Origin of the sequence: Floridaenema fluviatile BLCC-F154 (assembly GCF_041929135.1) — a bacterium.
In the GTDB taxonomy this organism is placed as follows: Bacteria; Cyanobacteriota; Cyanobacteriia; order Cyanobacteriales; family Aerosakkonemataceae; genus Floridanema; species Floridanema fluviatile.
This window is the reverse complement of sequence record NZ_JBHFNS010000049.1, coordinates 21,958-28,737: the sequence shown is the minus strand read 5'-3', so window position 1 is coordinate 28,737 and position 6,780 is coordinate 21,958. Positions and strand designations below refer to the sequence as shown.

2 protein-coding genes are annotated in these 6,780 nt (G+C 40.8%); one reads left to right on the top strand and one right to left on the bottom strand.

The genetic code is table 11. The annotated features are described in order from the left end of the window. Positions 1-651 precede the first annotated feature (651 nt). Positions 652-819, top strand: coding sequence for a photosystem II assembly protein Psb34 (gene psb34, locus ACE1B6_RS11875; protein ID WP_413257441.1), 168 nt, complete (start codon positions 652-654; stop codon positions 817-819). A 408-nt stretch (positions 820-1,227) separates the two neighbouring features. Here psb34 and ACE1B6_RS11870 read toward each other — a convergent pair whose 3' ends face one another. Next, positions 1,228-6,735 carry a choice-of-anchor Q domain-containing protein gene (locus tag ACE1B6_RS11870; RefSeq protein WP_413257440.1) on the bottom strand — a complete coding sequence of 1,836 codons (5,508 nt, stop codon included), beginning with the start codon at positions 6,733-6,735 and terminating at the stop codon, positions 1,228-1,230. Positions 6,736-6,780: the final 45 nt, after the last annotated feature.

The following is a 6,780-nucleotide window of genomic DNA, read 5'->3' as shown; positions in this document are numbered from 1 at the left end:
CAACTACAAAAGCTAAGCTGTTACGCATTTAAATCACTTATTAACGAGTAGGGTGCGTCAGACGGTAAAGCCTGATATAGAAAGGAAAATATCTAAATCTGACGCACCCTACAATATGACTTTTTAATGCGTAACAGCTTAACAATTCATCTCCCGGTAAGCTGCGCTGTACCGGGAGTCTTCTTGCGACATTGAGATAAAAAGGGCTATCTTGGCATTCGTCCTGGTTTTGGAACTTTGGTGACAGGAAAATTGCATTCACCGCAAGAGTTAAATAGTTCTCAGCGGTCGTCGATTGATTCTTGTAGTTAACTCAAGTTGCTGGTTACAAGTCTGGCTCTTTCTTAGCCCCCCTTGTTAAGGGGGGAACAGGAAAGACTTAAATTTTGGTCGGATGCAGGACCGATCGCTGTCCTTTCTGCCGCAGGTGGTCAAAAAATTCTTTCAATACTGAGTCGTGAGAGGTATCGCGACTTTAACTGCCAAAATCAGGACATCGTTTTGCCCAGGTTCGATTTCTATGCCATATAGCCCACGCTTATCACTATAGCCAGCAAGACTTATAGCATAACTCATTTAATTTGTTGACAAATTGTAAATAAAACGTTACATTTATTTACATAAGGAAACAAACGAGCGAGAGAGAAACAAATGTACACCACTAACGAAGAAGGCATTTTGAACAACTACGCTACTGAACCCACCGTTTACTTTGCTGAGTACCCTTCACAAGAACAGCAACAGCGTTATCTGTTTCAAGGTGCAGTAGCAGTTATGTTTGTTACCCTGTTAGTCTTGACTGCTTTTGGGGTTAGCTAAGGATTTATTTGATTTTAACTAAGGTGAATCGCGTCTAATATGGGAATTCTCCCAATCCGCCTCAGCCTAAAAACTGAGGTTTTTGCTATTTTTTGCTTCAGCTAAAAAGCAATTTGCTCAATCTAATATTTCCTCAACTGAAAAAGGGGAGTAAGACAACTGAATTTTAATTCTTCAGTGTCACTCTAAGAAGCATTTATTAACAGAGGAAATTATTCGGTAAGTCCAGTTTGAGTGCTGTTGTTGTTGTGAATATTAATCAGGTTTTGGGAAATTGAGAGCGATCGCAAGTAAGCCAACTGGTTTGGAGTATGCGATCGCAAAAGTCAAAACGTTAGAGAATTATTAGCCGTGGAATTGGTACTGACTTTGGGACTCAGCGTGACAATTTTGGGTGCAAAATCTGGGTTAAATTGTTGCTTCGGTAGCAAAGATCGCACTTGAAAATACATTAGGATTAACTTCCACAATTCCTCGTCTTAATGAGGTAATTGGCAAATCATTCCAGCGACCATCAGTAAATAATTCGGCATAGTCTTCCCCTAATGTTCCCTCATTATTCGGTTCTCCTAATGACCAATTAGTAAAAGTAATTGGTTCTCCACTCACCCACTGAAATTGTCCTTCTATTTCAACATCATTGAAACCAATCCAAGGACGTAGAATGCCAAATTGCCCTACTAAAAATGTACTTTCATCTGCATCGTTAATCGTGACTAAATTACTGTCGAATGATTGAGCGATCGCTTGCGCCTGAGTCCAAGAAGTTGCAGTAGGAGTGAGGAAATACAAATTATCCCCAAAAACAACAGCCCCGATGATATCATCATTAACGCCATTAGTAATGCCCGTCAATCCCGTCCCATTGCCAATAATATTAAATCCGCCACTGCTTGCTATGCCGCTAATATCTCGATCGCCAGAAAGAGAATTAGCATTTATAGTATTGTTAGCAACGATCGTTCTGGTTAAATTCAACTGACCGTTAAAACGGTTAGCAATACCACCACCGATAATTGATTGATTATCTCTAACGATGCTACGATTCACATTTACTAAGGCACTGCTACCTAAAGAAAATCCACCCCCACCACCGTTAGTAGAAACATTATTAGAAACAATGCTATCGTTAACAGTAAAGGCAAACCCTCCCGGCATGGGATTAATATCAATTCCTGCGCCGTTACCTGTGGAAAGATTGCTATTTACAATGCTGTTATTGATGTTAACGATCGCATTTCCCAATTGTTGAACACCACCGCCAACTTCATTAGACTTATTGGCAAAAATTCTGCTATTGATAATATCCAGAGTACCGCTATTAGTAGAAATTCCTCCACCATTTACAGCAGTATTATTGCTGACAGCACTATTAGAAATAGTCAGGTTTTCTCGATTGAAAATGCCGCCTCCATTTCCGGTTGTATTGCCATCCCTAATTGTTAATCCATCGAGAGTGACATTTATTTGACTATTGTTGCCATCATCAACATTGAAAACGCGAGAATTGTTATTACCACTGACAACTAGGTTACTTTCTCCTAAACCTTGAATGATTAAACTGTCAGTAATTGGCAATTCGCCGCTGGTGAGAGTAATCGTATCTGGGATATTATCTGTAAAGACTTCTCCCTCGAAGGTAATTGTTTCTGTGCCAGGATTATTGTTAGCATTAATAATGGCTTGCCTTAAAGAACCAATTCCACTGTCCTTGGTATTAGTTACCACTGTTAAATCGTTGGCGGCAATAGTAACAGTTGCGCTATTGGCAGAATCGATCGCATAATCCAAACTTTCATTCAAACTGAGGGTAATAGTTTCGGCATCTTCTGCGAAAATATCATCCACAGGAATCAAGCTAACAGATAATTCTGATTGTCCTTTAGCAAAAGTCAAGCTGAAATTAGAATTGTTGGAATTAATCGGAGTTCCATCAATTTCTAAAGTATAATCTTCACCCAAAGTTGCTGTATTATCTGCATCTAAGCTGAGATTTACTATTAATTCATCGTTGCTAATACTGCGGGTGAGAGTATAAGTACCGACATCAGTTGTATTTTCATTTACTTCAGCAGTTGTAGCTTTAACGCTAACTAAAGTACGAGTTTCGATGTCTGATTCATAAGCACCAATATCCACAAAACCATTTTGAATGCGATCGAATCCTCGTTGATCCACAGGTAACAATTCATCAGTATCGCCATCACCATCAAGATCTAGATTATCAACAGGCAAATTCTCATTACTTCCAGCATTTACCGCTGGACTTTCAGCAAGTAAAGCATGAGTTAATGTTGCACCACCATTATCTGCCAAAGGAGCTAATCTCGGATCGATCGGGTTAGTAATTGTGCCAACACGATCGCCGTTCTCCCCATTTATGAAACCATTGGTATCATCTCCAATCCCAATTAAGTTGTAACCATTACTGATGAAATTGCCATCAACATCGCTGGTATTAAGAAGGGGACTGATATTTCCAGCGATAATGCTATTACCGATTTGGGGGGTATTAACGCGAGAACTAACTGGTTCATTTCCCCAGATAATACCACCACCAGACACCCTTGCTATGTTGTTGGCGATCGTACTATTAGTAAGAGTGAAAGTACCACCCAAAATGTTATTAATACCACCACCAAAATTTGCCTCGTTACCGCTAATAGTGCTATTAGTAACACTTAGAGTGAGAGCGTTGAGAATACCGCTTGATTGATTGCCGCTAATAGTACTATTGAGCAAAGAAACATCACCACGATTGCGAATGCCGCTGAATCTATTATTTTGAATCGTAACGTTGTTTGTTCTCAACAAAGCATCATTGCGAATGCCATCCTCGGTGTTATTTTCAATCGTGCTATTGTTTATAGTCAACAACGATCGGCTATAAATTCCGCTACCTAAGTTATTACTAACAGTAGTGTTGATTAAGGTTGCCGTATTTACGTTACGAATGCCACTGCCACCTTCTCCGTTTACTTCCTGATTATTGAAAATTTGGCTGTTAACAACATTCAAGAACCCTTCGTTATTAATACCACCACCAGACCTTCCTTGACTATCACGAATGATACTATCGCTGAGGTTGAGAGTTCCTTCATTAAAAATGGCACTGCTAGAACTTCTAGTAATAGCATTACCACCTTTGGCAAGGGTTAAACCGTTGATATTTATTTCCGCATTAGTGTTAATTGAGAAAATACGGAAGGTGTTGTTTCCATCAAGGGTAAGATTATCTGCACCTAGTCCTTGAATGGTAAGATTTTTATCAAGGTTGAGTGTTCCGAGAGTGAGAGCGATCGTTCCTCCACTTAAACTGTCAGCAAAGTCAATAGTTCCACCCTCAGCTGTTGCTAAAATTGCCTCTCGTAAAGAAACATCTCCCGGACTTAAATCTCCATCTAATTCATCGATGAGATTATCAACAGTGAGATTATCAATAAGTTGAAATTCTACTGCGCCAATGTCAACATTTGCACCTTGAGGACGGGGTGTACCGAAGCGATCGCTATCTGTAATATTAGGATCTCCAGCATCAATTGCCGGACTGCTAATCAAAGGTGCATGATTATTTTGTAAATCACTTAATTGCGGATCGATCGGACTTAAACCAGTACCAACAATATCGCCATTTACATTATTGGTAAAACCGCTACTACCGTCACTAATTCCTATTAAGTTAAAGCCGTTACTGGTAAAGTTACCATCTACATCTGGACTTTCGCCACCTGTATCAAAATTTCCGGCAATAATTGTATTGTTAACTGTCGTTGTACCTCGGAAACTGCGGATACCTCCACCGTCGCCATGATCAACAGCATTATCAGTAACAGTGCTACTAATTAGTTGCAGCGTACCATTTAAATTAAAAATACCACCACCGTCATCTGTGGCAACGTTGCCACTAAAAATGCTATTGTTTGCTTCTAATTTCCCACCCAAGTTGACAATCCCGCCGCCTTTGTCTTCAGCAATGTTATTACTAATGGTAGTATTTGTGAGGCGTAATGTTCCTAAATTGCTAATACCCCCACCGTCATCTAAAGCAAAATTATTGCCGATGTTGGTATTGCTGAGATTGAGGATTCCTCGATTGTCGATCGCACCACCATCAGTATCACTAAAACCATTAGCAAGAGTTAACCCTTCAATGTTTACCTCTGCATTCCCACCAATGCGGAAAATGCGCGACTCATTACTACCGCTAATGGTAAGATTGTTTTCCCCTAAACCTTGAATTGTGATATTGCGATCGATCGCCAATTCCCCTAAAGTAAGAGCGATAACACTATTAGAAAGAGTAGGAGAAAATGCGATCGTTGCACCATTTCCGGCTATTGCGATCGCTTCTCGCAAAGATACATCTCCCGCACTAAAATCCCCATCATTTTCATCGATCGCGTTATCCACCAGGGGAACAAAACCTCCCTGTCGTCCAAACACCACATAACTTTGACCTGCAAAAGTATTACCATTCACAGAGGCTAACCTTGCACCAATAATCAAGTCATCAATACCATCAGCATTGACATCTCCTGCGCCACTCACTGAACCTCCCGAATTGTCACCCGGATTAATCCCGTTAAGAGCAAAACCGTTGCTACCATTAAGGTCTGCTAAATTGAGGTTAGGACTAAAAGTTCCCCGCTGTCCAAACACTACATAAGTTTGACCAGAATTGTCACCATTAGGATCGGCCTGATCTGCCCCGATAATTAAGTCATCAATACCATCGCCGTTCACATCTCCTGCACTGCTAACGGAAACTCCTAAATTATCATCGGGATTAATACCGTTGATGGTAAAACCGTTGTTACCATTGAGGTTTGCTAGGTTGAAACTGCGGCTAAATCCGCCCGATCGACCAAACATTACATAAGCCCGACCTACATTATCATCAGGGTTATAAGCTCCAATAATCAGATCGTCGAAACCATCACCATTAACATCTCCTGCACCACTAACCGAATATCCCGAATAGTCCCCAGCATTAATCCCATTAATTGCAAAGCCATTACTGCCATTCAGTTGAAAAAGATTAAAATTGGCGGAAAATCCTCCTTGGCGACCGAAAATCACGTAACTTTGACCTGTACCTGATTGACCGTTGACATCGGCAAAGTATGCCCCAATAATCAAATCGTCAAAACCATCGCCATTAATATCTCCAGCAGAACTGACGGAGTTACCTGAATAGTCACCTCTTCTAATGCCGTTAATTGCAAAACCATTACTGCCGTTGAGTTCCGAGAGATTAAGAGTGGAATTAAATTGGTTTTGTCGTCCAAATACTACGTAACTTTGACCTGCGTCGTCGAAGCCATTAGGATCGGCAAAAATTGCCCCAATAATCAGATCGTCAATCCCATCGCCATTGATATCTCCAGCATCACTAACATCAAGTCCTGTCAAAGCGTTAGCTGCAACACCATTAATAGTAAAACCGTTGCTACCATTTAGTGATGAGAGGTTGAAAGTAGGGCTAAATCCTCCCTGCTGTCCAAATACTACATGAATTTGACCGGAACGATCGCCACTAGGATCGGCATCGGGTGAACCAATAATCAGATCGTCGATGCCATCACCGTTGATGTCTCCCGCACCGCTGACTGAGTATCCCGAACTATCGTCTGCATTAATTCCATTGAGAACAAAACCGTTGTTGCCATTGAGTGATGAGAGGTTGAAACTAGGATTAAATCCTCCTTGTTGCCCAAATACTACATAACTTTGCCCGGAATTATTGCCATTAGGATCGGCCCCACTTGCTCCAATAATTAAGTCATCAATACCATCGCCGTTAATGTCTCCCGCACTGCTAACCGATCGCCCAGAAAAGTCAAACTGATTAATTCCATTGAGAGCAAAGCCGTTGTTGCCGTTAAGTTCTGAAAGATTGAAAGATAAAAGTGTCATTTTAGGTAATGGGTAATGAGTAATGTGTAATGAAGTAAGCTGTTA

Coding starts and splice junctions, on each gene's coding strand:
- psb34 (WP_413257441.1), top strand. CDS start 652: ATGTACACCACTAACGAAGAAGGCATTTTGAACAACTACGCTACTGAA.
- ACE1B6_RS11870 (WP_413257440.1), bottom strand. CDS start 6,735: ATGACACTTTTATCTTTCAATCTTTCAGAACTTAACGGCAACAACGGC.